This is a genomic window from Pseudomonas sp. W3I7 (assembly GCF_030816095.1).
Classification (GTDB): domain Bacteria; phylum Pseudomonadota; class Gammaproteobacteria; order Pseudomonadales; family Pseudomonadaceae; genus Aquipseudomonas; species Aquipseudomonas salomonii.
Genome location: NZ_JAUSXP010000001.1, coordinates 2,097,603 through 2,121,911 on the forward strand (window position 1 = coordinate 2,097,603; position 24,309 = coordinate 2,121,911).

Genomic DNA, 24,309 nt, shown 5'->3' on the forward strand with positions numbered 1-24,309 from the left:
TGTATGTCGGTGGTTGCCCACTTTAGGGCGCGCACGTCAATTTGACCAATACAGAACGGCGCCCCCCGCTATCTCGAAAAGGCATGTTACGCCTGCCACCCGGCCCAGACTGGCAGTTTTACCCTTTGTGGCTAACCTCTTACAGAGAAGTCACCCCTGTACAAGGATTTGGGGCAGTGAAGGGACGAGGCGTTTTGGCAGTCATGGGCACGATGCTCTGCAGCACGATTTACGCTGCGCAACTCCAGGTGGAGGTGCGCATCGACGTGCAGCGGGGCTGCCAGTTGGTGGGCACTACTCGCAGTGCGGGTATCGAGCAGCTTGGCGTACTGGATTTCGGCAGCGGCCCGCGTCTGGATGACCCGGCCGGGCCCCTGAGTGCGGCGCTGATCAGCCAGCGCCAGCCGCGCCTGGAGTGCAACCCCGACACCCCTTATCAACTGCGCGTTGACGGCGGCCTGCATGGCGGCACCGGCGAAGTGCGCTACCTGAGTGCCGCAACCCCGTCGAGCAAACCGATTCCCTACCGTATTTATGCCGACGCTGCGCGGCGTATTGCCTTGCCGGTCAACGAGCCGCTGAGCGGGCGTGTGCCGGACTCCGGCAGTGTCGACCTGCCGCTGTATGGGCGCATTGAGCCGCTCAAGGATATTCCGGCGGTCGGTCGCTACACCGACCTGCTCAAGGTCACCGTCACATGGTAAGCCGCAGCTTGGCCCTGGCGGCCATGGGCGGGCTGTTGCTGCTGGCCGATGACGCCCGGGCGGCCGTCGCCGGGCAGATCCACGCACGGCTGGTGATCACCGCCAGTTGCCAGGTCAGCAAAGACATCGAGAGCGCACCGGTGAGCCCTGCAGGCGGCAGCGCGCTGCTGGATTTCGGCACCCAGGGCCCCACGTGGAGCAACCCCTTGGGCGCGGGCGTTACCGATGGCAGCAAGGCGCCGCTGTCGGTGTCCTGCAACCCTTCGGTGGTCAGCAGCTTCACCGTGACCATCGACGGCGGCGCCCATGGTGACGGCACTACAAGGCGCCTGAGTAACGGGCGCCAGACCATTCCCTATCAACTCTCGGCTGACCCGCTCGGCCGACGCAGCTACAGCATTGGCGAGCAACGTAATTTCGTCGTGACCAAGGGCACACAAGTACCGATCCCGGTATTCGGCTCGGTGGTGGCGAATACCAGGGCCTTACCGGCCGGCATCTACACAGACACCCTGACGGTGACTCTGGATTGGTAAACCATGAGGATGGACATCATGCATGCATGTATAGCGAAGGCGGTTTTTCCATTGATGGCGTTGGCGTGGGTGTCGGGCGCACAGGCGGCGACGGTGGCCGGTACGGTCAGCGCCACCCTGGTGCTCACCAGCAGCTGCCAGGTCAACGGCGCCGTAGCCACCGGCGGTATGAGCTTCGGTAACTTGAACTTCGGTACCGCCAACAGCCTGTTCACCGAAGCCGACGGCCAGGTGTTGGGCGGCGGTGGCGGGGCGTTGTCGATTCTGTGTTCGGCGGGGACGTCACCGACGTTGACGGTGTCTGCCGGTGCCCACGATGGCCAGTCCGTGGGCGGTGGCCGCGCGCTGTATGACGGGGTGGCCAATTACGTGCCGTACGACCTGTACACCGACAGCGGCCACTCGACGCTGCTGGCCATCGGCGGGGTGATCAACCTGGCGCCGAGCACCGGCGTGGCCCAGGCCGTGAATATCTACGGCAAGGCCAATGGCAAGGCGGGCTTGCCGGCCGGTACTTACACCGACACGGTTAACGTGACCCTGACGTTCTAAGGGCCATGGGGCGTTCAGGATGGGCGGCGTTGGCGGTGTGCATCGGCTGGGGAATGCCGCTGTCGCTGTTGGCGGTGACCAGCCAGTCGTTCCAGGTCAGCGCGACGATCACGCCAGGGTGCCTGGTGGTCGGCGGCGGCAGCAATTACGGCAGCCTGGCGTTCGGCACCTATTCGGCGTTGGCCACCAGTACGGCGTCTGTCGTGCTGGCGGGCGGCGTGACCCTGCAATGCACGCCGGGGGTGGCGCTGAGCATGAGTGTCGATGGCGGGTTGCATAACAACAGCGGGCGGCGGATGCAGCTCAATAGCGGCACTGCCCAAGTGGCTTATCAATTGTTTCGGGATGCGGCGTTCAGCCAGAGCCTGGGCATCAGCCAAAGCGTGAGCGTGGCCTACAGCAACGCCAACAACATCAGCTTGCCGATTTATGGGCGAGTGCAATTACCGGGTAACCAGCCTGGGGGCACGTACAGCGACACGTTGCAGGTGCAGCTGTCGTGGTAAGGCGATCGGTATAAGGAGTGAGATCTATGTTTGCAGCTTCCCGGTACGGGTGGGCAGCGGGTTTGAGCGGGTTGTTGCTGTTGGCGGCGGGGCAGGTCCGGGCGGCCAGCTCGGTGCTGATTTGGCCGATCGACCCAGTGCTGGAGGCCGACCAACAGGCCAGCGCGCTGTGGCTGGAGAACCGTGGCACCGAGACCGCCAACCTGCAGATCCGCGTGTTTGCCTGGACCCAGAGTGGTTTTGACGAGCAATACCAGAACCAGCGCGATGTGATTGGCAGCCCGCCGGTGGCGAAAATCGAGCCTGGGCAAAAGCAATTGGTGCGCCTGACCCGAACCAAAGACGTGCCGCCCGGCCAGGAGCTGGCGTACCGCATCATCATCGATGAGATCCCTTCGGCCACGCCGCCACCGGCGCCGGCGGATGGCAAGACGGCCGCCGCGATCCGCTTCCAGATGCGCTATTCGGTGCCGTTGTTTGCCTACGGCCCGGGCCTGTGGAGCAAGGTCGACGGCACCCGAGACCGCGACCCGAAAACCGCCGGTAAACCGGATTTAAGCTGGAAAAAAGTTACCGTGGGCGGGCGCAACTACGTCGAGATGCGTAACCAGGGCGCCGTGCATGCGCGCCTCACCGATGCCACGTTCAAGCAGGGCGGCCAGCCGCGGCCCCTGGTGGAGGGTTTGATGGGTTATGTGCTGCCGGGCGCGACCATGCGCTGGCCGGTGCCGGACGGTTTGCCGGCCGATCAGCCGTTGCAGGTGCGCATCAATGGCGCAACGCACGTGGAAAACCTCGCACCGAGACGCTGACTCAGTGTGGCAGGGCATGGAGTAGGCCCTGTGTTAACAACGGATGGAGATGTCCATTGATGGACACAAAGCCTTGGTGAGCCAGGATCGGGCTCGATGTCTATGGCGATCGGTATGGGTGGTAGGCGGCTTGTCTGGCTTGGTGCCTGCGCCGCCGGGCTTCGCTGCGCCGTTGCCGCCCCCGCCCAGCAGTATGGAGGCTGTTGCCGATGCGCAGTTGTTCCTGGAACTGGTGGTCAACCAGATGGACACCGGCCGTGTGGTCGCCGTCAATCAGCGTGCCGGGCAGTTGTTTTTGCCGGCGTCGGTGTTGCAGGAAGTCGGCGTGAAGTTGCCTGGGGATGTGCCTGGGAGCGTGCCTGGCGAGGTTGCGCTGGAAAGCTTTCCCGGCCTGCACACCGATTACGACAGCCAGGGCCAGCGCCTGGTACTGAGCGTGCCGCCGGCCTGGCTGCCGGAGCAATTTATCGGCAGCCGCGACAACTACCCACGCACCCAGGCGCTGACCAGTTTCGGCGCGTTGCTTAACTATGACGCCTACCTGAACGACACCGACGATGCGGGCACCTACCTCGGTATCTTCAACGAAGTGCGGCTATTCGATACCTGGGGCACGTTGTCCAACACCGGCCAATACCGCGCCACCATTGGCCGGGAAACCGCCGGCAGTAACCCGTACAACGGCTATCGGCGGTATGACACCACCTGGCGATTCTCCGACGATGAACGCCTGTTGACCTATGAAGCGGGCGACGTGATCAGCGGCGCCTTGCCCTGGAGCACTTCAGTGCGCCTGGGCGGTGTGCAGGTGTCGCGCGACTTTGGGGTGCGCCCGGATCTGGTCACCTACCCGCTGCCGCAGTTCGCCGGCGAGGCGGCGGTGCCGTCTTCGGTGGACCTGTTTATCAATGGCTATAAATCCAGCAGTGCCGACTTGCAGCCGGGGCCGTACACCCTGACCAACGTGCCGTTTATCAACGGCGCCGGCGAGGCGGTGGTGGTCACCACCGATGCGCTGGGCCGGCAGGTGTCGACCACGGTGCCGTTCTATGTCACCAGTACTTTGCTGCAAAAGGGCTTATCGGACTTCTCGGTGGGGGCGGGTAATTTGCGTCGCGACTACACCTTGCGCGATTTCGGCTATGGCCCTGGCGTGGCCAGCGGCACCTTTCGTTATGGGATTTCCGACGCGTTTACCCTCGAAAGCCATGCCGAAGCCGCCAATGACCTGACCCTGGGCGGTGTCGGCGGCAACCTGCGGGTGGGTCACTTCGGCGTGCTCAATACCGCCGTCAGCCAAAGCCAGTACGACGGCCGGACCGGCCGGCAACTGAGCCTGGGCTACCAATACAGCAACCAGCGCTACAGCCTGTCGTATCAACGGGTCGAGCGCCGTGAGCAATACGCCGACTTGAGCCTGATCGACACGCCCTACGCCAGCCTCAGCAAGCGCAGCCAGCAGGCGACCTTGAGCCTGAACCTGAATAATTTCGGCAGCCTGGGCGTCGGCTATTTCGATGTGCAGGCGGCGGATGATTCGCGCACCCGCCTGGTGAACCTGACCTGGAGCAAGCCGCTGTGGCGCAACAGCAGTTTTTACCTGTCGGCCAACCGTGAAGTGGGTGATAGCAACTGGGCGGTGCAAGCGCAGGTGGTGGTGCCGTTCGACGTGTACGGCAGCCTCAGCGTGGGCACCGAGCGCAGTAAAACCGGCGAGAGCCTGCAGCGGGTCAACTACAGCCGAGCCGTGCCGGCCGAGGGCGGCGTGGGCTTCAACCTGGGTTATGCCAGTGGTGACGGGCCAGCTTATCGCCAGGCCGACCTGACCTGGCGCCTGCAGTCGGTGCAGTTGCAGGCCGGCGTGTACGGCAGCAGCGACGCCGAAACCCGTTGGGCCGACGCCAGTGGCTCGCTGGTGTGGATGGACAATCAAGTGTTCGCCGCCAACCGCGTCAACGATGCGTTTGTGGTGGTGAGCACCGATGGGGTCAGTGGTGTGCCGGTGCGCTACGAGAACCAGGTGGTGGGCGAAACCGACCGCAATGGGCACTTGCTGGTGCCGTGGACCAGTGCTTACTACCGCGCCAAATACGAGATCGACCCACTGAACCTGCCATCGAACGTGCAGGTGCCCAACGTTGAGCAACGGGTGGCCGTGCGCCGTGGCAGTGGCTACTTGCTGGAGTTCCCGGTGCGCCAGGTGAGCGCGGCGAGCATCACCTTGGTCGACGCCCAGCACCAGGATTTGCCCCTGGGCAGCCAGGTGCGACACGAGCAAAGCGGCGCGCAGGCGGTGGTGGGGTGGGACGGCCTGGTGTACCTGGAAAACCTGGCGGCCCATAACACCTTGCAAGTCACCTTGGGCAACGGCCAGACCTGCCAGGCAAGGTTCGAACTCGATACCACCCAGGCCCAGGTGCCACTGATCGGGCCACTGGTGTGCCAATGACATAAGGAGTGTGTGTGTGCGGGTCAAGGAATGGCTGTTGCGGGGTGTGTTGCTGGCAAGCCTGGGCGTGTCGGCGCAGGTACAGGCCGTGTGTTCGGTGGTGGCCAGTGTACCGGCCAGCTTTGGCACGACGGTGAGTTCGATGACTGTGCGCACCACCTCCCAGCCCAGTTCGACCACCAATGCCGGCTTCAGCTGCACGCCGGCGGTATTGTCGGTGTTGACCTCCAATGACCATTTTTACGCGACCGTCAGTGGTTCGCCCCAAGGTGGCCTGGTGGGGCCGACCGGTGATGTCATCCACTATACGATCTATGCCAACAACACCACGGCGTTCCCGATGACACGCGGCACTGCCTTCGATTTTGGCGGCAGCGGCGGCATTGCCGCCTCCCTTGGCCTGGTGTTCGGGCCAGGCACCAAAGTCGTGCCGCTGTACTTCGCCACCACCCTTGGCAGCAACGTGGCGTCAGGGGTGTACAGCGAAACCCTGAGTATTTTCTGGAACTGGAACTATTGTTCGGGCATTGGCATTGGCGGAATCTGCCTGGGCCGTGAGATCAACAACGGCACCACCACCGTGAACGTCAGCATGACGGTGGTCAACGACTGCCAGATCACCACGCCGCCGATTGCCTTCGGCAGTGCGCCGGTGGTCAGCGCCTTCGCCACCGTCAACGGCCAGGCCAGCGTGGCCTGCACCAAGGGCAGCGCCTACACCGTCGGCCTCAGCGATGGGCAGAACCCGGTGAGCGTGGGCGGGCGGCGGCGGATGATTTCCGGCAGCAACTTCCTCGCCTACGACATCTTCATGAGTGCCGGTACTACACGCTGGGGCAGTGTGGGCGCCGCGCGGCGGGCCGGTTCCTCGGCCGAGATCAACCCCGGCAACGGCTTGGGCACCGGCAGCCAGGTGTTCAACTACAACGCCAAGATCTACACCGACCAAACCACGCCGCCGGGCGGCACCTACATTGATAATGTGGTGCTGGATGTGGGCTTCTAGTGCATAGGTTTTACGCCGTACACGGTCAAAATGTGGGAGCGGGCTTGCTCGCGAATACGGTGTATCAGTGACAGATGAATTGACTGATCCACCGCATTCGCGAGCAAGCCCGCTCCCACAAAAACCGGTCTGGATCTTCTAGAACTTGAGCAAGTGCGTCGCCGCCTGATCCACCGGGCTGACCATCGCATAGTTGTACCCGCCACCGGACCAATAATCGGCCTGCAACCCATCGGCGCTGCGGCTGCCACGCGGCAGAAAGCCGTTTTCCGGTCCTGGCGGGCGGATGTAGAAGCTGATGCGATGGCCTTGCTGATCCTCATACAACACCATCGCCGCCGCACCTTGCTCAGTGGTGAGCAGACGCCCGCTCACCGGCTTGAAACCGGCCTGGCTCAAATCGGGCAGACGATGGGCCTGGTTGAAATAGCGATCCAGCCAGGCTTGCATGGTGCCGCCGTCTTCGGCGTTGAAGTCGGCGGGCATGATGCCGTCCTGGGCAAACAGGCGGAATGCCTGCATGGCATCGGCCATCGGCAACATCGGCGGTTGGGTCGCTTCGCGGGCGTGCCAACCGCCAAGGCCGCCGAGGCCGACCGCGATCAGCAGCACGGCGGCGCTGGCCAGGTGGCGGCGCGATTGATGCCGAATGCGTTGGCGAATCAGCGCCGGGTCGAGGTCGGGGTTGGCCGGTTGCTGCAAGGTCCCGCTCAAGGCCGCGCGCAGGGCGTGTGCATCCTGTTGCCAGGCATGCACCTGGGCGGCTATTTCAGGGTGGGCGGCCAGCCAGGTTTCAAGCACGCGGCGGTCGCTCTCCGGCAGTTGGTGATCGACATAAGCATGCAAATCGCGTTCGCTGGGGGGCAGGCTGATCATTTGAGTATCCGCAGGGCAGGGCTGGTAATTTCGCCTTCGCTGAGTTGACGCAAGGCCTGGCGCGCACGGGACAGGCGCGACATCACGGTGCCCACCGGCACCGCCAGGATCTCGGCGACTTCCTTGTAACTTAACCCTTCGACCGACACCCATAGCAGCAGTGCACGTTGCTCGGTGTTGAGTTGATCGAAGGCGTGCAGGGTCGATTGGGCCATCACCGTGCGCTCCACTGAAGGTTGCGCATCGTCACGACCGGTGAAGAATTCGAGCATGCGTGCATAACGCCGGCTGCGTCGGTGGGCGTCGAGGAACTGGCGGTAGAGGATCGAGAACAGCCAGGCGCGCAGGTCGCCTTCCAGGCGTTTGTCGGCCCAACTGATGATCGCCCGTTCCAGCGTGGACTGCACCAGGTCGTCGGCGCTGCTGGCGTTACGCGTCAGCGACAGCGCAAAACGTCGCATTCTGGGGATGAGTTCACGTAACGGTTCGTCGAGTTCGTGCATGGGAATCTGGCTGGTCGCTACGCTGGGACTTGAGAGACGTATGCCGTTGAAGGTTATTCCCACGCTTGGAAAATAAATCGACAGCAGGGGAATAGAGCCGATCGGCGTTCGTCTTAATGCTCCGACCTTATGTTTCAAGCTTAGGCCTCTGGCCTTGGAGTCACTTCATGGTAGATCACTCATCACCGCCTCGTCCTGCGTTGAGTACTGCGAGCCTGATCGCAAGGCTCGCGGGTATCGGTGCCGTGGTTGCGGTCGTTGCCGGGGCATTCGCCTACGTCAATGGCACGCTGGACCCACAGCGCCTGCGCCCCAAAACCCTGGTCAATGCCCTGGAAACCAATAACGGCGTGCACCCAGGGTTTCGGCGTAACCATGCCAAAGGCGTGTGCGTGGCCGGTTACTTCGAGAGCAGCCCCGAGGCGCGCACGTACTCGAATGCCCAAGTGTTCAGCGAAGCGAAGACCCCGGTGATCGGCCGGTTCGCCTTGCCCAGCGGCAACCCCTACGCGCCGGACAGCAGTGTGCCGATCCGCAGTTTCGCCTTGCAGTTCAGCCAGGCCAACGGCCAGCAATGGCGCACAGGGATGAACAGCATGCCGGTGTTCCCGGTGGGCACGCCTGAGGCGTTTTACCAGATGCTCAAGGCCGGTGCGCCCGACCCGGCCACCGGCAAACCGAACCCGGCCAGCATGCCGGCGTTTTTTGCCGCGCACCCGGAGACAGCGCCGTTCCTGGCCTGGGTCAAGACTGCCAAGCCATCGGCCAGTTACGCGACTGAAACCTACAACGGCATCAATGCCTTTTACCTGGTAACCGCCGATGGCCAGCGCCGAGCGATACGTTGGGGCGTGGTGCCACAGAGCCGGGATGCGGCGGGTGACACCGCGCCATCCGGCGCTGATTTTCTCGAAAAAGACCTGGTGCAACGCCTGGCTTCCGGGCCGTTGCGTTGGCAGCTGAACATCACCCTGGCCAACCCGGGTGATCCGCTGGACGATGCCAGCAAAACCTGGACCGGCGAACACAAAGTGCTCAACGCTGGCACGTTGGTGCTGCAAAGCAGCCAAGCGCAGGCTGACGGTGATTGCCGCGATATCAACTATGACCCGCTGATTTTGCCCAGCGGTATCCAGGCCTCCAACGACCCGCTGCTGGCTGCACGTTCGGCAGCCTATGCCAGTTCCTACGTACGCCGCGCCGGCGAAGTCAGCCCGCTGCACAGTGCCCCTCAGGAGTCGAAACCATGAATGCCCAACCACGGTTTTTCGCGCCTCTGGCTCGCCTGCTGCATTGGCTGATGGCGCTGATGATCATCGCCATGTTGTTCATCGGCGCGGGCATGGCGGCGTCGGTGTCGGAACGTCACGAGTGGCTGATTCATCTGCACAAACCACTGGGTATTGCGATTCTGGCGTTGGTGATCGTGCGGCTGGTGGTGCGCTTTTGCACCCGGCAACCGCCGTTGCCTGCTGACCTGCCACTGTGGCAAGTGCTCGCCGCCAAGGCGTCCCATGTCGTGTTATATGCGTTGATGCTGGTGCTGCCGCTGCTGGGCTGGGCCATGATTTCGGCGGCCGGTGACCCGGTGATGCTCAGCAGTTCGGTGCAATTGCCGGCATTGGTCGCGGCCAATGCACCGTTGTTTGCAGTGCTGCGCAAGGCCCATGGCTACCTGGCCTACCTGTTGTTCCTGACGGTGCTGTTGCACCTGGCGGCGGCGCTGTTCCACGGGCTGATTCGGCGCGACGGTGTGCTGCAAAGCATGACCGGCACCAAAGGCTGATGCCGGGGGCAGGGCGGGTCAGCGCAGGGTGGTGACGATATCGGCCACGCTGCTCAACACGTCCTTGCCCAGTTGTTTGGAGCGCTCACCGGACCAACCGGTTTTTGGGTTGGGTGCGTCGTCGTTGTCCTTGAAGGGCATCTCCAGGGTCAGCGACAGGCAGTCGTACTGCTGGCCAACGGCATTGCAGGCCAGGGTCATGTTGGCTTCGCCCGGCAGGTCGCGGGTGTAGCCGTGGGTGGTCTGGAAGTCGCGGGTCAGGGCGCTCAGGTGCCTGCGGAAGTGTTTTTCCAGCGCTTCGATACGCGGAGTGTAACCGGGGTTACCTTCGCAGCCGGCAGTGAAGACGTAGGGGATTTCTTCGTCGCCATGGATGTCGAGAAACAGGTCGACGCCGTATTTTTCCATCTGTTGCTGGGCGAACAGCACTTCCGGGCTGAGCGCCTCGCTGGCGTTCTGCCAGGCACGGTTAAGGTCCTGGCCCATGGCGTTGGTGCGCAGGTGCCCGTGAAAGGCGCCATCGGGGTTCATGTTGGGGATCAGGTACAGGTCGGCGACGGCCAGGAGTTTTTTCAGCTCAGCATCACCGTCCTGTTGCAGGCGCTCGATGACGCCTTCCATAAACCATTCAGCCATGTGTTCGCCGGGATGCTGCTGGGCGATGATCCACACCTTGCGCTGGCCTTCGCCCCCTTTGCCACGGCGCAGCAGCTGGATATCACGGCCCTCGGCGCTTTTGCCGGTGGCGAGCAGCTGGGTGCCGGCGCGGCTCAAGGCCTGTTCGATCAGCCAGTCGTGACGCTTACGGCTGTAGGGTTCAAAGTAGGCGAACCAGGCTTGCTTCTCGCGGGTCTCCAGGCTGATATGCAATGTATCGCCATCAAAGCGCGTGGGCACACGGAACCAGTTGACGTGGTCGTAGGACGCCACGGCGTTGTAGCCGCTCCAGGCGTTTTTGTACGACGAATGGCCGGCATTGCTTAGCCGGAAGGTGTGAGTGTGGCCCACATGCATGCCTTCGGCCTTGAAATGAAACCATTGGAAATGTGCGCTGCGGGTATCGGGTTTGATCGCCAGCAACAATTGGTAAGCGTCGCTGGCATCCAGGACCTGGATGTTGCCGCTGTCGAAATCGGTGCTGATCTTGATGGAGGTCAAGGCCACTGTCATGGTCTGGCTGCCTGCGTATGATTGTTGTGGCGGATATCTTACACAGGAGTGAGGCAAAATCTTGCTGCAAAATTGTTGCACGGGGGAGGGGGCGTCATCCTTGACGCAGCAGCAGCTTAGGATCTATGAGATTGATTCTCAAGCGCTATTTCGCAAAGATCCGGGCTAGAGCGTTCTATCGGCTTTCTTTTGGCGATGCTCTTTTGCTACCATGCGCGCCATCAAGCAACACACAGTCTTCATTAGCCTGAAGCCACGCCAGAAAAAAACTGGCAAAAAAAAGACCCGGCCAAAGAGCCGGGTCAAAAACCGTGATTAGCCTGATGAGGAGATATTCCAAGAGTCCGACCTAAGGTCTCTTGGTCTATCGACTGATCTCGCGATCAGCTGGGTCCAATAATAATCATTATCATTTGCAAGTCAAATGTTTTTATCCGCGGGATAGAAATATTTTTCTTTCCTGCCTGTCAGGCGTTCGCCTGCGCAGCGGGCACCTGCAATGCCTGCTCCACCATCGCCTTGGCCATATCAATCAAATACACCACCGAAAATGCCAGGTCCCGCTGGTTGCCTTGCCGGCTGCTTGCCGATTCATAGGCGGCGGCCGCCGCACTGCGCAGCAGGTCCGATGCGTGCACCAGGGCGTCTTCCTGGCTGATGCCGGGCCTGATGTCGAAAAAAGCGACGTCAGGCGTGGGCGCCGACACATCTTCTTTCAAGTAATAGTCGAGTGCCCGTTGTGCGGCGCCGCTGCTGCGCAGTGTCAGCAGTTCGTCGGTTTCGGGTGTGCAAGGCAGGTGATTCGGGAGCGTCATCATGAGGGCGATTACTCTGGCTGGACGTTGAAAACCTGCACCCGATAGTAATACGAATCGTATTTATGTCATTTGATGGATTACTACAAACTGTTTATTGTCGTGGCCACTGCGCACCGTATGGTCAGGCCCCATGGATAACTGGATAGCGTTGGTCAAAGCCAACATGAAAGACCGCAAGGTCACGCAGGATGAACTGGCCGAACGCTTGGGCATGTCCCAGGGCGGCGTCGGTCATTGGCTCAACAAGCGCCGCGTGCCAAGCCTGGCGGACATGAACCGGGTGCTGGCCGAGCTGGGGCTGGGCTACCTGGAAGTCGCCCTGGAGATTCGCGAAAAAGCTGGCGAAGTACCGGCCCTGGAACAACACTACAACCCCTACTTCCGCTACCCGGTCAACGACTGGAAAAGCCTCTGCGAAACCCGCGAAGAGCGCGCCACCTACGGCGCGCCACGGTTTGAACTGACCGATTACCACGCCCAGGGTGACGCCTTCTGGCTGCCCGTGACGGGCGATGCCATGACTGCCCCCAGTGGCTTGAGCATCGGTGCGGGCATGATGATCCTGGTGGACCCGGCCATCGAGCCCGAACCTGGCAAGTTGGTAGTCGCCCAGTGGGCCGACAGCCCCCAGGCAACCTTTCGCCAGTTGATGGAAGAGAGCGGCCAGCGTTACCTGGTACCGCTCAATCCCACGTATCCCAAGCAGCTGTTCACCGACGCTTGCCGAATCCTCGGGGTCGTGGTGCAAGCCACGGCGAAGTTTTAGTCCGTGGTTTCAAGCTCCACCAGGGCGCTGCCTTCGGCGGCCATTTCGCCTTCCTGACAAAACAGTGCCTTGACCACCCCGGCGTGGGGCGCGCGGATACTGTGCTCCATCTTCATGGCCTCCAGCACTACCAGTTGCGTGCCAGCCTCCACGTGTTGACCGACTTCCACCAGCACCCGCACGATGCTGCCGTTCATCGGCGCTGTGAGGCCACCCTGATGAGCCTGGTTGGCCTCGACTGCTGCAATCGGGTCATACAGGCTGACGGCCTGCATCTGGCCGTCCCAGCGTAGATACAGGATGCCTTCGTTGCGTACCGCCAGATGAGCGCGGCGCACGCCATGGTGTTCGATCAGCAGTTGTTCGCCACGCAACTGCGCGACGCCGTCCTGCACTGTCACCAGCCGGTCCTGCCCGGCGCAGCTCAAATGCAACGATATTTGCGCGGGCAACCCGGTACGAAAACCTCGGGTATCCGCCCACGGGCCATCACCGGCGGGCAGGCTCTGCATAAACGCTGCCCCGGCCGCCTGCCAGAACTCATCGCTCAAAGCACCCGGTGCGGGCAGCAGCTCATCCTGATAGCGCGGAATAAACCCGGTATCGAGTTCGGCCGCCGCAAACGCCGGATGGCCGATGATGCGCCGCAAAAAACCGAGGTTGGTCTTGAGCCCGCCGATTGCGAACTCATCGAGCATGCTCACTAAGCGCAGGCGCGCCTGTTCGCGGTCTTCGCCCCAGGCAATCAGCTTGCCGAGCATCGGGTCATAGAAGGGTGAAACGTCGTCGCCTTGTGCGACCCCGCTGTCGACGCGACGGCCCGGCCCCGGCGTAGACTCGCGGTACAGCGCCAGGTGCCCGGTGGCCGGCAGGAAATCATTGGCCGGGTCTTCGGCATACAAGCGCACTTCAATCGCATGCCCCACCAACGGCACCTGGTCCTGAGTGATCGGCAGCGGCTCACCCTGAGCCACACGAATCTGCCAGGCCACCAGATCAAGGCCGGTAATCGCCTCGGTCACCGGATGTTCCACCTGCAGCCGTGTGTTCATCTCCATGAAGAAGAACTCGCCACGCGCGTCGAGCAAAAACTCCACAGTGCCGGCGCCCACATAGCCGATGGCCTGGGCCGCACGCACGGCCGCCTCACCCATGGCCTTACGCTGCTCGGCGCTCAAGCCCGGTGCGGGGGCTTCTTCCACCACCTTTTGATGGCGACGTTGAATGGAGCAGTCGCGCTCATTGAGGTACAGGCAATGGCCGTGCTGGTCGGCAAACACCTGGATCTCCACGTGGCGCGGCTTGAGCAGGTATTTCTCCACCAGCATCTGCCCATTGCCGAAGGACGACAGCGCCTCACGCTGGGCCGAGGCCAGGGCATCGGCCAACTGGCTGACGTCCTCGACCACTTTCATGCCCTTGCCGCCGCCGCCTGCCGTAGCCTTGAGCAGCACCGGGTAACCGATACGTTCGCAGGCATCGCGGAAGGTTTCCAGGTCCTGGGCCGCGCCGTGATAACCCGGCACCAGCGGCACCCCAGCCGTTTCCATCAACGCCTTGGCCGCTGATTTGCTGCCCATGGCATCGATGGCCGAGGCAGGCGGGCCGAGGAAGATCAAACCGGCGGCTTCGATTGCACGGGCGAAGCCGGCGTTCTCCGACAGAAAGCCGTAACCCGGATGAATCGCCTGGGCGCCACTGGCGTGGGCGGCGGCGATCAGTTTGTCGATTTGCAGGTAACTGTCGGTGGCCTTGCTGCCACCCAGGTCGACCCGAATATCCGCCTCGCGGCTATGGCGTGCATCGCGGTCGGTGGCGCTGTGGACTGCCACGGTGGTCAACCCCATGGCTTTGGCGGTGCGCATCACCCGGCAGGCGATTTCGCCGCGGTTGGCCACCAACACAGTGGTCAGTGTGCTCATGAACGTGGCTCCTGCACTTGCCAGCTGGGCGGGCGTTTTTGCAGGAACGCGCGCAAGCCTTCCTGGCCTTCGGCGCTGACGCGAATCCGTGCGATGGCATTTTCGCAATACCGACGCAGCGCCGGGGTGAGGGCACCGTTGCCGACTTCGCGCAGCAAATCCTTGCTGGCGCGCATGGCTGCCGGGCTGTTTTGCAACAGGTTGGCGATCCACAGCTCCACTTGCGTATCCAATTCGGTGGCCGGGTAACTTTCCGCCAGCAGGCCGATGTCGCGCGCACGCTGGCCGCCAAAACGCTCGGCCGTCAGCGCATAACGCCGCGCGGCACGCTCGCCGATGGCCTGCACCACGAATGGGCTGATCACCGCCGGGGCCACGCCGATGCGCACTTCCGACAGGCAGAACTGCGCGTCATCCGCGCCAATCGCCATGTCGCAGCAGCTGATCAAGCCCAGCGCGCCGCCGTACGCCGCGCCTTGCACCACCGCCAGGGTGGGGATTTTCAGCTTGGCCAGGTTGTACATCAACTCGGCGAGTTCGCGGGCGTCGTCCAGGTTGGTGTGGTAATCCAGCTCGGCCGATTGCTGCATCCAGGCCAGGTCCGCGCCGGCGCTGAAGTGCTTGCCACGTGCGCGTAGCACTAAAAAACGCAGGGACGCATCGGCCTGCACCTGGTCGAGGGCGATGATCAGTTCGCGGATCATCTGCGCATTGAACGCGTTGTTCTTGGCTTCACGACTGAGCCACAGCGTGGCAAAACCACGGCTGTCGGTGACCAGTTCGAGGGTGTTGAAATCGCTCATGGGTACAGCTCCATTTACATGCGGAACACGCCGAAGCGGCTCGGCTCGATGGGGGCATTCAGCGCGGCGGACAGCGCCAGCGCCAGCACGTCACGGGTCTGCTGCGGGTCAATCACACCGTCGTCCCACAAGCGTGCGCTGGAGTAGTAGGGGTGGCCCTGGGTTTCGTACTGGTCGAGAATCGGCTGCTTGATCGCGGCTTCTTCTTCGGCGCTGAACGCATTGCCCGCGCGCTCGGCCTGTTCACGCTTGACCTGCACCAGCACGCCGGCGGCCTGTTCGGCACCCATCACGCCGATGCGTGCATTCGGCCACATCCACAAAAAGCGCGGGTCATAGGCGCGGCCGCACATGCCGTAGTTACCGGCACCAAAGCTGCCGCCGATGATCACCGTGAACTTGGGCACCTTGGCGCAGGCCACCGCCGTGACCAGCTTGGCGCCGTGCTTGGCGATGCCACCGGCTTCGTACTTCTGGCCGACCATGAAACCGGTGATGTTCTGCAAAAACAGTAACGGAATGCCGCGCTGGCAGGCCAGTTCGATAAAGTGCGCGCCTTTTTGCGCGGCTTCTGCGAACAGAATGCCGTTGTTGGCCAGGATCGCGATCGGGTAGCCGTGCAAGTGTGCGAATCCACACACCAGCGTGGTGCCGAACAGCGCCTTGAACTCATCGAACACCGAGCCATCCACCAGCCGCGCGATCACTTCGCGCACATCAAACGGCTGCTTGGCATCGGCCGGGATGACGCCGTACAACTCTTCGCTGCTGTACAACGGCGCCACTGGCGGGCGTTGCACTAACTCACCCTGTTTGCGCCAATTGAGGTTGGCCACGCTGCGTCGGGCCAGGGCCAGCGCATGTTCGTCGCTGTCAGCATAGTGGTCGGCCACGCCGGAGATCTTGCAATGCACATCGGCACCGCCCAGGTCTTCGGCACTGACCACTTCACCGGTCGCAGCTTTTACCAGCGGCGGCCCGGCGAGGAAGATGGTGGCTTGCTGGCGCACCATGATCGCTTCGTCGGCCATGGCGGGTACGTAGGCGCCACCGGCGGTGCAGGAGCCCATCACCACGGCGATTTGCGGGATGCCCTGGGCGCTCATGTTGGCCTGGTTGAAGAAGATCCGCCCGAAATGCTCGCGGTCAGGGAATACTTCGTCCTGACGCGGCAGGTTGGCGCCACCGGAGTCCACCAGGTAAATGCACGGCAGGCGGTTCTGCTCGGCGATGGTCTGGGCACGCAGGTGTTTTTTTACCGTGAGCGGGTAGTACGAGCCGCCTTTGACCGTGGCGTCGTTGGCGACGATCATGCATTCCACGCCCTCCACACGGCCGATCCCGGCGATCACGCCGGCCGCCGGCACGTCTTCGCCGTACACCTGATGTGCCGCCAACTGGCTGAGCTCCAGGAACGGTGAGCCAGGGTCGAGCAAGCGGTTGATACGCTCACGCGGCAGCAGTTTGCCGCGCGAGGTGTGCCGCTCCTGAGCCTTGGCGCCGCCGCCTTGCTGCACATGGGCGAGCAAGGTGTGCAGGGCGTCGACCTGTTGGCGCATCGCCGCGTTATTGTCGGCGAACTCCGCTGAACGCGGGTTGAGCTGGGTGTGCAAGATGGCCATGGGGCGCTCCTTCAGCGGGTTTCGTTGAAGAGTTCGCGACCGATCAGCATCCGGCGAATCTCGCTGGTGCCGGCACCGATTTCGTACAGCTTGGCGTCACGCAGCAGGCGCCCGGCGGGGAATTCATTGATGTAGCCATTGCCGCCGAGAATCTGGATCGCGTCCAGGGCCATTTGCGTGGCGCGCTCGGCACTGTAGAGGATCACGCCGGCGGCGTCCTTGCGCGTGGTTTCGCCGCGTTCGCAAGCCTGGGCCACGGCATAGAGGTAGGCGCGGCTGGCGTTGAGCTGGGTGTACATGTCGGCGACCTTGCCCTGGATCAGCTGGAATTCGCCGATGCTCTGGCCGAACTGCTTGCGGTCGTGGATGTAGGGCACGATCAGGTCCATGCACGCTTGCATGATCCCGGTCGGGCCGCCCGAGAGCACCACGCGCTCGTAGTCCAGGCCGCTCATCAGCACTTTGACGCCGCCATTGAGCACACCGAGGATGTTTTCTTCGGGCACCTCGACGTCATCGAAAAACAGTTCGCAGGTGTTGGAGCCGCGCATGCCCAGCTTGTCGAACTTGTTGCTGCGGCTGAAGCCTTTCGAGTCGCGTTCGACAATAAACGCGGTAATGCCGTGAGCGCCTTTTTCCAGGTCGGTCTTGGCGTAGATCACGTAGGTGTTGGCGTCGGGGCCGTTGGTGATCCAGGTCTTGCTGCCGTTGAGCACGTAGTGGTCGCCGCGTTTGTCGGCGCGCAGTTTCATCGAGACCACGTCGGAGCCGGCATTCGGTTCGCTCATGGCCAGGGCGCCGATGTGCTCGCCGCTGATCAGCTTGGGCAGGTACTTGAGTTTTTGCTCGTGATTACCGTTGCGGTTGATCTGGTTCACGCACAGGTTGGAGTGCGCGCCGTAGGACAGTGCCACTGACGCCGAACCACGGCTGATTTCTTCCATGCTCACCACGTGCGCCAGGTAACCCAGGCCGGCGCCGCCGTACTCTTCCGGCACGGTGATGCCCAAAAGGCCCATGTCCCCGAACTTGCGCCACAGGTCGGCGGGGAACAGGTTGTCGATGTCGATCTGGGCCGCGCGCGGCGCGATCTCCTTGGCCACGAACGACTGCACCTGGTCGCGCAGCATGTCGATGGTTTCACCGAGGGCGAAGTTCAGGGACGGGTAACTCATGGACAGGCACCTTAATGTGAGCTTTGTTGTTGTGTGGGCGGGGCGCGGGGGAGGGCGCTCACCTTTACGTTAACGTAAGCTTGCGTTACGGCGCTGTCAATCGTAGTTTACGTTTACGTCAACCTACAAAAAAGACAACAGGGGTCGTTATGGATCAACCGCATCCGAGCTACAGCCGTGGCTCCCAGGACAAGACCTTGCTGGCCATGACCATCGGCCAGGCTTTCGATCACACCGTCGCTCACTACCCCGATGGCGAAGCCTTGGTGGTGAGCCATCAGCAGCGCCGCTACACCTGGCGGGCGTTGGCCGAGACGGTGGATTTGCACGCCCGCGCATTCATGGCTTTGGGCATGCAAACCGGCGATCGCCTGGGCATCTGGGCGCCGAATTGTGCCGAGTGGTGCATCACCCAGATCGCCAGCGCCAAGCTCGGTGTGATCCTGGTCAATATCAACCCGGCCTACCGCAGCAGCGAACTGGACTACGTACTCAAACAGTCCGGGTGCGCATGGGTGATGTGTGCCGGTTCGTTCAAAAGCTCCGATTACCACGCCATGTTGCAGGAACTGCAGCCCGACGTGCGCGGCCTCATCAGCCTGGACCCCAACCCGCCCACGGGATTTATGCCTTGGTCGCAGCTGGCGGCCCTCGGCGCCGGCATCCCGCCCGAGCAGCTTGATAGTCGCCAGGCGAGCCTGCACTTCGATCAAGCCGTCAACATCCAGTACACCTCCGGCACCACCGGCTTCCCCAAGGGCGCGACCCTCAGTCACCACAACATCCTCAATAACGGTTACATGGTCGGCGAAAGCCTGGGCCTTACCGCACAGGACCGCCTGGTAATCCCGGTGCCGCTGTATCACTGCTTCGGCATGGTCAATGGGCAACCTCGGCTGTATCACCCACGGCACCACCATGATTTACCCCAATGACGGTTTCGACCCGCTGCTGACGCTCACAGCGGTCGCGCAAGAACGCGCCACCGGCCTGTACGGCGTACCGACCATGTTTATTGCGCTGCTGGATCACCCGCGCCGAGGCGAGTTCGACCTGGCCACCCTGCGCACCGGCATCATGGCCGGCGCCACGTGCCCCATCGAAGTGATGCGCCGGGTCATCAGCGAGTTGCACATGGGCGAAGTGCAGATTGCCTACGGCATGACCGAAACCAGCCCGGTGTCGTTGCAGACCGGCGCCGATGACGACCTGGAGCTGCGCGTCACCACCGTCGGCCGCACCCAGCCCCAGCTTGAAAACAAAATCATCGATGAGGCCGGCAACACCGTGCCCCGTGGCCGGATCGGCGAACTCTGCACCCGTGGCTACAGCGTGATGCTGGGCTATTGGAACAACCCCGAAGGCACCCGCGACGCCATCGACGATGCCGGCTGGATGCACACCGGCGACCTCGCGACCATGGATGAGCACGGCTACGTGTGTATCGCCGGACGCAACAAGGACATGATCATTCGCGGCGGCGAGAACGTGTACCCGCGTGAACTGGAGGAGTTTTTCTTCACCCACCCGGCGGTGGCCGATGTGCAGATCATTGGCATCCCGGATGCGCGTTATGGCGAAGAGATTGTCGCCTGGGTCAAATTCCACCCCGGCCATGTCGCTAACGAGCTGGAATTGCAAACCTGGTGCAAGGGCCGTATTGCGCACTTCAAGACGCCCAAGCACTTCAAGTTTGTGGATGAGTTTCCGATGACGGTGACGGGTAAGATCCAGAAGTTTCGCATGCGCGAAATTTCGATCGAGGAGTTGCGAACACGTTCTACCTGACGACACAGAACCAGTGTAGGAGCGGGCTTGCTCGCGAATGCGGTATGTCAGCTAACGTGTGCGGTGACTGATACGGCGCATTCGCGAGCAAGCCCGCTCCCACATGTTGACCGAGGTGAATCAGCCAGTTGTCGAATCCCGGAAAGCACAAAGGGGACCCGAAGGTCCCCTTTAATTTGTCGTTGCGTGCTCTTTTTTTATTATTGAGGGGCGGTCTGTTGTTGTTTTTGGCAACCGTTACCCTTTACCGCTGTTTTGTGCGACCCCCATCCGGGGTCAAGAGCAAACGTATTTTTTTGAACGCTGATCTGCTTCTTCGTATTGATCCAACCAGTGGCAGCTACCTGAGGTAGTTTTATTTTTCTCTAACCGGTTGCGGGTTGCGGCAAGCCGTCCCTGCGAAGCACATCTTCTTCAAAAAAATCTGTTAGCTGCGTCTCTGCCGTGTTGTTTTTGTTATGTCAGAGTCGTTTCGTCTTATTTTTATTAGGTTTGGCGCTTTTTATTCTTGTTATGCCATAGAGATAGCAGGAGCCGTGCCAACTTTTAAAAGTCCTTTAAAATCAATAGCTTGATTTTTGTGTGGGTTTTTTCCTACGGCAAATACGGCGAAATATGTTCCCGTGTTACTCGATGTGTAGCCGTGCGGTAACACATTGTCCCGGCTAAGCTACTCAACCGGCGTTACGTGCCTTGGCGACTCGTGAGCCCGTCGCTCGACCCAGCACGTTACTAATCTGCTGGCCTGCGCGAATCAATGCCTCCAGATCGATGCCGGTGTCGATACCCAGGCCATTGAGCAGGTACACCACGTCTTCGGTGGCGACGTTACCGCTGGCGCCCTTGGCGTAAGGGCAGCCGCCCAGGCCCGCAATAGAGCTGTCGAATACATGGATGCCTTCGAGCAGGCTGGCGTAGATATTCGCGATCGCCTGGCCATAGGTGTCATGAAAATGCCCGGCCAGCTTGTCCCGTGGCACCTGCGCCCCGACCACTTCGAACAACCGTCGTGTGGCGCCTGCCGTACCGGTGCCGATGGTGTCGCCCAGCGACACTTCATAACAGCCCATGGCATACAACTCGCGTGCTACTGCCGCCACTTGTTCCGGCGCAATCTGACCTTCGTAAGGGCAACCCAACACACACGACACATAGCCGCGCACGCTGATGCCGTGCTGCCTGGCAGCGGCCATGATCGGCGCAAAGCGCTCCAGGCTGTCGCTGATGGAGCAGTTGATATTGCGCTGGGAAAACGCCTCGGACGCCGCCGCAAACACCGCGACCTCCTTCACGCCGGCCGCCAGCGCATCTTCAAAGCCACGCAGGTTTGGCGCCAGCGCGCCATAAGTCACCCCGGGCTTGCGCTGGATCTGCGCAAACACCTCGGCGGAACCGGCCATCTGCGGCACCCATTTGGGCGAGACAAAACTGCCCACTTCGATATAGCTCAAGCCGGCTGCGCTGAGCGCGTCCACCAGTTGAACCTTGTCGGCCACGCTGATCGGTTGGGCTTCGTTCTGCAAACCGTCGCGCGGGCCGACTTCCACCAGGCGCACAAAAGAGGGGAGAGACATGGGCAGCTACCTTGTGTTTATGGGCCAACCGGGTTCATGGTCTGCGCCAGCGCCTGGGTGCAGCGCTCTTCGGCGGTGTCCAGTTCCAGCTTCATCTGTTCGATATCGAGCATCTGTTGCTCAAGCTGCTCACGGCGCTCGGCGATTTTCGCCAGCATGCTGTTGAGCTGGATGTGGTTGCCGCTGCTGGGGTCGTAGAGTTCGATCAGCTCACGGCATTCGGCCAGGGAGAAGCCGATCCGCTTGCCGCGCAGGATCAACTTGAGACTGACCTTGTCGCGCGCCGAGTAAATGCGCTCCTGACCCCGGCGCTCCGGGGCCAGCAGGCCTTGCTCTTCGTAGAAACGAATGGCGCGGGTGGTGATGTCGAGCTCGCGGGCGAGGTCGGAGATGCTGTAGGTCGTGCTCATGGCGGCGCTCAAGAAGGTCTTGGCGCTAAGCTAAAGGCAGGTTGACGTTTACGTCAAGCAAATAGCCCGCATGGACTCACACCCTGTGGCGAGGGAGTTTGCTCCCGCTAGGTCGCGAAGCGGCCCCAAAAGCTGGGCCCGCCGCGCAGGCCAACGGGAGCAAGCTCCCTCGCCACAGAGGCGGTCAGGCTTGCTTGCCATCCAGCTTCTTTTCGTGCGCGGTGACTTGCTGGCACAGCTCGATCATCTGCTCGCGCATCCAGCGGTTCGCCGGGTCCTGGTCGGTGCTTTCGTGCCAGTACAGGTGGGTTTCCACCGGCGGCACATCGTTGACCGGCAGGTTGAACCAATGCAGCTCATGGCGTCGGGCAAAGCGTTCGGGCACGGTCATCACCATGTCGGTCTGCTGCAACACTTGCGAGGCCATCAGGTAATGCTGGGAACGCAGGGCGATCTTGCGCTGGATGCCCATCTTGCCCAGTGCCAGGTCAACGTGGCCCAGGCCGTTGCGACGGCTGGAGATATGGATGTGGGTCAGCGACAGGTAGTCATCCAGTGTGAACTTGTCCTTGCCCGCCATCGGATGGCCCTTGCGCATCGCGCACACGTAGCGGTCCTCCATCAGCTTGACGTGGCGCACTTGCGGGTCGGTGTTGAGCGGTGCGTCGACGGCAAAGTCCAAGCGCCCGGCGGCCAGTTCCTTGGTGGTTTCGCGGCGCTTGGACAAGAAACTCTCGATCACCACGGTCGGCGCCAGGCGGCGCAGGCGCTGGAACAGCAGCGGCAGAATCACCGCCTCGGTGAGGTCGGTCATGCTGATGCGATAGGTCTTGGCCGCCTGCTGAGGGTTGAAAATCCGGCTTTCCTGCACCGACACCCGCAGCAACGACAACGCGTTGCGCACCGGGCCGATGATGTTCTGCGCCATCGGCGTGGGCACCATGCCCTGGGCGGTGCGCACGAACAGCGGGTCGTTGAAGGTCTCCCGCAGGCGCGCCAGGGCGTTGGACACCGCCGGCTGGGTGATGCCGACGATCTGCCCGGCGCGGGTCAGGTTGGCTTCGGTGTAGATCGCGTCGAAGACGATAAACAGGTTGAGGTCGACCTTGCTCAGATTCATGTCGTTGCGCTCTTATTTTCAAGTGGCGATTTATCAGGTGCTCATGCGCCGATCATATATCGGTGATGAATGTTAATACACGCCGAGAATAGGCTAGGTAAATTATCAGCGCTGTTCTAGCATCGATTGCATGACCTAAACAACCTCTCAGAGAAGGGAGCTGCTCATGGATTTCGCTTATTCGCCCAAGGTTCAGGAACTGCGTGAACGCGTCACCGCGTTCATGGACGCTTACGTTTACCCGGCCGAGCCGGTGTTCGAACGCCAGGTCAGCGAAGGCGACCGCTGGCAGCCCACCGCGATCATGGAAGAGCTCAAGGCCCGGGCCAAAGCCGAAGGCCTGTGGAACCTGTTTCTGCCCGAATCCGAGCTGGGTGCCGGCCTGACCAACCTCGAATATGCGCCACTGGCCGAAATCATGGGCCGCTCGCTGTTGGGCCCGGAGCCGTTCAACTGCTCCGCCCCTGACACCGGCAACATGGAAGTGCTGGTGCGCTACGCCAACGAAGAACAGAAGCAACGCTGGCTCGAACCGCTGCTGCGCGGCGAGATCCGTTCGGCGTTTGCCATGACCGAACCGGACGTGGCCTCATCCGACGCCACCAACATGGCCGCCCGCGCCGAGCGTCAAGGCGATGAATGGGTGATCAATGGCAAAAAGTGGTGGACCTCCGGCGCCTGCGACCCGCGCTGCAAGATTCTGATCTTCATGGGTCTGAGCAACCCGGATGCACCGCGCCACCAGCAGCACTCGATGATCCTGGTGCCGGTAGACACCCCAGGGTTAAAAATCGTACGACCACTGCCGGTGTTCGGCTACGACGACGCTCCCCACGGCCACGCCGAAGTACTGTTCGACAACGTGCGTGTACCGTATGAAAACGTACTCTTGGGTGAAGGCCGTGGCTTCGAAATCGCCCAGGGCCGCCTTGGCCCAGGCCGCATCCACCACTGCATGCGCTCAGTCGGCATGGCCGAGCGCGCGCTGGAACTGATGTGCAAACGCTCCGTCAGCCGCACCGCGTTCGGCAAGCCATTGGCGCGCCTGGGCGGCAATATCGACAAGATCGCCGACTCACGCATGGAAATCGACATGGCGCGCCTGCTGACCCTGAAAGCGGCGTACATGATGGACACCGTGGGTAACAAAGTCGCGAAAAGCGAAATCGCGCAAATCAAGGTCGTGGCGCCGAACGTGGCCTTGAAGGTGATTGACCGTGCGATCCAGATCCATGGTGGCGCGGGGGTTTCCAACGACTTCCCGCTGGCCTATATGTACGCCATGCAACGCACCCTGCGCCTGGCCGACGGCCCGGATGAAGTGCACCGTGCGGCGATTGGCAAATTTGAGATCGGCAAGTATGTGCCTAAAGAGCTGATGCGCGGCGGGCAGTAACACCGAGGCGCCTGC

22 protein-coding genes and 1 pseudogene are annotated in these 24,309 nt (G+C 62.0%); 12 read left to right on the top strand and 11 right to left on the bottom strand.

The genetic code is table 11. The features are described from left to right. Positions 1–212 precede the first annotated feature (212 nt). From QF043_RS09875 to QF043_RS09905, 7 genes are read left to right on the top strand one after another with little or no spacing between them, the layout of a single operon-like run. Entirely contained in the window at positions 213–704 is a 492-nt protein-coding gene (locus QF043_RS09875; RefSeq protein WP_170875857.1) for a spore coat U domain-containing protein, read from the top strand. After that, entirely contained in the window at positions 698–1,240 is a 543-nt protein-coding gene (locus QF043_RS09880; protein ID WP_305454136.1) for a spore coat U domain-containing protein, read from the top strand. Before QF043_RS09875 ends, QF043_RS09880 begins: the two co-directional genes overlap by 7 nt. A gap of 18 nt (positions 1,241–1,258) precedes the next feature. Then, positions 1,259–1,792 (top strand): spore coat U domain-containing protein, encoded by a 534-nt coding sequence (locus QF043_RS09885; protein ID WP_056858544.1) that lies wholly within the window; start codon positions 1,259–1,261, stop codon positions 1,790–1,792. A 5-nt stretch (positions 1,793–1,797) separates the two neighbouring features. Beyond that, positions 1,798–2,298, top strand: coding sequence for a spore coat U domain-containing protein (locus QF043_RS09890; protein WP_307418349.1), 501 nt, complete (start codon positions 1,798–1,800; stop codon positions 2,296–2,298). Between the two features lie 26 nt (positions 2,299–2,324). Beyond that, the gene (locus tag QF043_RS09895; protein ID WP_307418350.1) at positions 2,325–3,110 is read left to right on the top strand and encodes a molecular chaperone; all 786 of its coding nucleotides are present in this window, start codon (positions 2,325–2,327) and stop codon (positions 3,108–3,110) included. A 43-nt stretch (positions 3,111–3,153) separates the two neighbouring features. Beyond that, on the top strand, positions 3,154–5,559 hold the full coding sequence (locus tag QF043_RS09900) for a fimbria/pilus outer membrane usher protein (protein WP_307418352.1): 2,406 nt from the start codon (positions 3,154–3,156) through the stop codon (positions 5,557–5,559). 16 nt (positions 5,560–5,575) lie between these two features. Then, on the top strand, positions 5,576–6,565 hold the full coding sequence (locus QF043_RS09905) for a spore coat protein U domain-containing protein (protein ID WP_373460673.1): 990 nt from the start codon (positions 5,576–5,578) through the stop codon (positions 6,563–6,565). A 138-nt stretch (positions 6,566–6,703) separates the two neighbouring features. On the opposite strand, the gene QF043_RS09910 is transcribed toward QF043_RS09905, so the two are convergent. Together QF043_RS09910 and QF043_RS09915 are read right to left on the bottom strand one after the other, a co-directional pair. Beyond that, positions 6,704–7,441 (bottom strand): anti-sigma factor, encoded by a 738-nt coding sequence (locus QF043_RS09910; RefSeq protein ID WP_307418353.1) that lies wholly within the window; start codon positions 7,439–7,441, stop codon positions 6,704–6,706. Further along, positions 7,438–7,944, bottom strand: a complete 507-nt coding sequence (locus QF043_RS09915) for an RNA polymerase sigma factor (protein WP_307418354.1) — start codon at positions 7,942–7,944, stop codon at positions 7,438–7,440. The genes QF043_RS09910 and QF043_RS09915 overlap by 4 nt, the downstream gene beginning before the upstream one ends. 167 nt (positions 7,945–8,111) lie before the next feature. On the opposite strand from QF043_RS09915, the gene QF043_RS09920 reads away from it, so the two are divergent. Continuing rightward, positions 8,112–9,194 carry a catalase family peroxidase gene (locus QF043_RS09920; RefSeq protein ID WP_307418355.1) on the top strand — a complete coding sequence of 361 codons (1,083 nt, stop codon included), beginning with the start codon at positions 8,112–8,114 and terminating at the stop codon, positions 9,192–9,194. Continuing rightward, positions 9,191–9,730 carry a cytochrome b gene (locus QF043_RS09925; protein ID WP_065931077.1) on the top strand — a complete coding sequence of 180 codons (540 nt, stop codon included), beginning with the start codon at positions 9,191–9,193 and terminating at the stop codon, positions 9,728–9,730. The genes QF043_RS09920 and QF043_RS09925 overlap by 4 nt, the downstream gene beginning before the upstream one ends. An 18-nt stretch (positions 9,731–9,748) precedes the next feature. On the opposite strand, the gene QF043_RS09930 is transcribed toward QF043_RS09925, so the two are convergent. After that, the gene (locus QF043_RS09930; RefSeq protein ID WP_056858475.1) at positions 9,749–10,900 is read right to left on the bottom strand and encodes a M14-type cytosolic carboxypeptidase; all 1,152 of its coding nucleotides are present in this window, start codon (positions 10,898–10,900) and stop codon (positions 9,749–9,751) included. A gap of 467 nt (positions 10,901–11,367) precedes the next feature. Next, positions 11,368–11,718 carry a DUF6124 family protein gene (locus tag QF043_RS09935; RefSeq protein WP_307418357.1) on the bottom strand — a complete coding sequence of 117 codons (351 nt, stop codon included), beginning with the start codon at positions 11,716–11,718 and terminating at the stop codon, positions 11,368–11,370. Positions 11,719–11,848: 130 nt separating this feature from the next. Here QF043_RS09935 and QF043_RS09940 point away from each other — a divergent pair, with 130 nt between their 5' ends. Further along, a complete protein-coding gene (locus QF043_RS09940; protein ID WP_307418358.1) occupies positions 11,849–12,484 on the top strand; it encodes a LexA family transcriptional regulator in 636 nt (211 codons plus the stop codon). Here the strand turns inward: QF043_RS09940 and QF043_RS09945 are convergent. From QF043_RS09945 to QF043_RS09960, 4 genes are read right to left on the bottom strand one after another with little or no spacing between them, the layout of a single operon-like run. After that, positions 12,481–14,406, bottom strand: coding sequence for an acetyl/propionyl/methylcrotonyl-CoA carboxylase subunit alpha (locus QF043_RS09945; RefSeq protein ID WP_307418359.1), 1,926 nt, complete (start codon positions 14,404–14,406; stop codon positions 12,481–12,483). The two genes, QF043_RS09940 and QF043_RS09945, sit on opposite strands and share 4 nt — an antisense overlap. Then, on the bottom strand, positions 14,403–15,209 hold the full coding sequence (locus QF043_RS09950; protein ID WP_307418360.1) for a gamma-carboxygeranoyl-CoA hydratase: 807 nt from the start codon (positions 15,207–15,209) through the stop codon (positions 14,403–14,405). The genes QF043_RS09945 and QF043_RS09950 overlap by 4 nt, the downstream gene beginning before the upstream one ends. A 14-nt stretch (positions 15,210–15,223) precedes the next feature. After that, positions 15,224–16,831, bottom strand: coding sequence for a carboxyl transferase domain-containing protein (locus QF043_RS09955; protein ID WP_307418361.1), 1,608 nt, complete (start codon positions 16,829–16,831; stop codon positions 15,224–15,226). Positions 16,832–16,842: 11 nt separating this feature from the next. Next, the gene (locus tag QF043_RS09960; RefSeq protein ID WP_099486962.1) at positions 16,843–18,006 is read right to left on the bottom strand and encodes an isovaleryl-CoA dehydrogenase; all 1,164 of its coding nucleotides are present in this window, start codon (positions 18,004–18,006) and stop codon (positions 16,843–16,845) included. Between the two features lie 149 nt (positions 18,007–18,155). Here QF043_RS09960 and QF043_RS09965 point away from each other — a divergent pair. Beyond that, a pseudogene (locus QF043_RS09965) lies at positions 18,156–19,794 on the top strand (AMP-binding protein). Between the two features lie 674 nt (positions 19,795–20,468). Here QF043_RS09965 and QF043_RS09970 read toward each other — a convergent pair. The 3 genes from QF043_RS09970 to QF043_RS09980 form a co-directional block, all read right to left on the bottom strand. After that, the gene (locus QF043_RS09970; protein ID WP_307418362.1) at positions 20,469–21,368 is read right to left on the bottom strand and encodes a hydroxymethylglutaryl-CoA lyase; all 900 of its coding nucleotides are present in this window, start codon (positions 21,366–21,368) and stop codon (positions 20,469–20,471) included. A gap of 17 nt (positions 21,369–21,385) precedes the next feature. Then, complete coding sequence (locus QF043_RS09975) at positions 21,386–21,778, bottom strand: MerR family DNA-binding transcriptional regulator (RefSeq protein WP_058420934.1); 393 nt, start codon at positions 21,776–21,778, stop codon at positions 21,386–21,388. Positions 21,779–21,962: 184 nt separating this feature from the next. Further along, complete coding sequence (locus QF043_RS09980; RefSeq protein ID WP_017136514.1) at positions 21,963–22,898, bottom strand: LysR family transcriptional regulator; 936 nt, start codon at positions 22,896–22,898, stop codon at positions 21,963–21,965. 166 nt (positions 22,899–23,064) lie between these two features. Between QF043_RS09980 and QF043_RS09985 the strand changes: the two genes are divergently transcribed. Next, positions 23,065–24,294: an acyl-CoA dehydrogenase gene (locus QF043_RS09985; protein WP_307418364.1), complete on the top strand. Its 1,230-nt coding sequence runs from the start codon at positions 23,065–23,067 to the stop codon at positions 24,292–24,294. The last annotated feature ends 15 nt before the right edge of the window (positions 24,295–24,309 follow it).

Excerpts from the sequence above, each read along its gene's own strand:
- QF043_RS09980 (WP_017136514.1), bottom strand. The coding sequence starts at position 22,898 with ATGAATCTGAGCAAGGTCGACCTCAACCTGTTTATCGTCTTCGACGCG.
- QF043_RS09985 (WP_307418364.1), top strand. The coding sequence starts at position 23,065 with ATGGATTTCGCTTATTCGCCCAAGGTTCAGGAACTGCGTGAACGCGTC.
- QF043_RS09920 (WP_307418355.1), top strand. The coding sequence starts at position 8,112 with ATGGTAGATCACTCATCACCGCCTCGTCCTGCGTTGAGTACTGCGAGC.
- QF043_RS09955 (WP_307418361.1), bottom strand. The coding sequence starts at position 16,831 with ATGGCCATCTTGCACACCCAGCTCAACCCGCGTTCAGCGGAGTTCGCC.
- QF043_RS09915 (WP_307418354.1), bottom strand. The coding sequence starts at position 7,944 with ATGCACGAACTCGACGAACCGTTACGTGAACTCATCCCCAGAATGCGA.
- QF043_RS09935 (WP_307418357.1), bottom strand. The coding sequence starts at position 11,718 with ATGATGACGCTCCCGAATCACCTGCCTTGCACACCCGAAACCGACGAA.
- QF043_RS09960 (WP_099486962.1), bottom strand. The coding sequence starts at position 18,006 with ATGAGTTACCCGTCCCTGAACTTCGCCCTCGGTGAAACCATCGACATG.
- QF043_RS09910 (WP_307418353.1), bottom strand. The coding sequence starts at position 7,441 with ATGATCAGCCTGCCCCCCAGCGAACGCGATTTGCATGCTTATGTCGAT.
- QF043_RS09895 (WP_307418350.1), top strand. The coding sequence starts at position 2,325 with ATGTTTGCAGCTTCCCGGTACGGGTGGGCAGCGGGTTTGAGCGGGTTG.
- QF043_RS09975 (WP_058420934.1), bottom strand. The coding sequence starts at position 21,778 with ATGAGCACGACCTACAGCATCTCCGACCTCGCCCGCGAGCTCGACATC.
- QF043_RS09925 (WP_065931077.1), top strand. The coding sequence starts at position 9,191 with ATGAATGCCCAACCACGGTTTTTCGCGCCTCTGGCTCGCCTGCTGCAT.
- QF043_RS09930 (WP_056858475.1), bottom strand. The coding sequence starts at position 10,900 with ATGACAGTGGCCTTGACCTCCATCAAGATCAGCACCGATTTCGACAGC.
- QF043_RS09890 (WP_307418349.1), top strand. The coding sequence starts at position 1,798 with ATGGGGCGTTCAGGATGGGCGGCGTTGGCGGTGTGCATCGGCTGGGGA.
- QF043_RS09970 (WP_307418362.1), bottom strand. The coding sequence starts at position 21,368 with ATGTCTCTCCCCTCTTTTGTGCGCCTGGTGGAAGTCGGCCCGCGCGAC.
- QF043_RS09940 (WP_307418358.1), top strand. The coding sequence starts at position 11,849 with ATGGATAACTGGATAGCGTTGGTCAAAGCCAACATGAAAGACCGCAAG.
- QF043_RS09885 (WP_056858544.1), top strand. The coding sequence starts at position 1,259 with ATGCATGCATGTATAGCGAAGGCGGTTTTTCCATTGATGGCGTTGGCG.
- QF043_RS09875 (WP_170875857.1), top strand. The coding sequence starts at position 213 with ATGCTCTGCAGCACGATTTACGCTGCGCAACTCCAGGTGGAGGTGCGC.
- QF043_RS09880 (WP_305454136.1), top strand. The coding sequence starts at position 698 with ATGGTAAGCCGCAGCTTGGCCCTGGCGGCCATGGGCGGGCTGTTGCTG.
- QF043_RS09945 (WP_307418359.1), bottom strand. The coding sequence starts at position 14,406 with ATGAGCACACTGACCACTGTGTTGGTGGCCAACCGCGGCGAAATCGCC.
- QF043_RS09950 (WP_307418360.1), bottom strand. The coding sequence starts at position 15,209 with ATGAGCGATTTCAACACCCTCGAACTGGTCACCGACAGCCGTGGTTTT.
- QF043_RS09900 (WP_307418352.1), top strand. The coding sequence starts at position 3,154 with ATGGAGATGTCCATTGATGGACACAAAGCCTTGGTGAGCCAGGATCGG.